This is a genomic window from Acidithiobacillus albertensis (assembly GCF_001931655.1).
Classification (GTDB): domain Bacteria; phylum Pseudomonadota; class Gammaproteobacteria; order Acidithiobacillales; family Acidithiobacillaceae; genus Acidithiobacillus; species Acidithiobacillus thiooxidans.
The window spans coordinates 1-663 of record NZ_MOAD01000097.1 but is presented as its reverse complement, the minus strand read 5'-3'; the positions used below and the strand labels follow the sequence as shown (position 1 = coordinate 663).

Below are 663 nucleotides of genomic sequence, written 5' to 3'. Positions count from 1 at the left end.
GGGGGCTGTATTTGTCCTTCAATAAAGGGATTGCGGTCGAAGCGCAAAAACGTTTTTCCGGGACCAACTGCACGGCACGAACCTTTCATTCTTTGGCTTTTGCCGGATTCGGCAAGAAGTATGGTTCGCGGTTGAATCAGCGTCTCAATGCCGGATTCATTCGGGAGCGTTTTTGTGTCGGAGGCGATCACGCCTATTTGGTTTCGGGGATGGCCCTGGATTCTCTGGGGAAGTTTCTTCGCACCATCGATGATGAGGTGGGTCCTGAACATTCAGTCTGGCCGGATGCCTGCAAAACCATCTTTGCATGGAAACCTGATGTGACCAAATCTGAGGTTGATCAGCGTCAATCCAGGATTGAAAGCGATATGCAACGCAAGGTTTGTTTCCAGATCCAGTCGGAAGCCTTGCCGCTGGCACAAAAAATTTATAACGAAATGCGCAGGCCCACGAGCGATTTTCCGGTGACGCACGATTTGTATTTACGCGAATTTGTCGCGTCCATGCCGGACCTGTCATCCAGCCGCTTTGGCTACGAATATATTTTGTTCGATGAGGCGCAGGATGCGGATCATTTGATGTTGATGTTGACCACGGCGCAATCTTTGCCCGTCTTTTATGTGGGGGATGCGCATCAGCAAATCTATAGTTGGCGGGGGGCTG

At 50.8% G+C, this 663-nt stretch carries 1 protein-coding gene; it reads left to right on the top strand.

Annotated elements, in window-relative coordinates:
• On the top strand, nucleotides 1–663 hold a 663-nt coding region (locus tag BLW97_RS19300), incomplete at both ends, for a UvrD-helicase domain-containing protein (protein ID WP_158025243.1).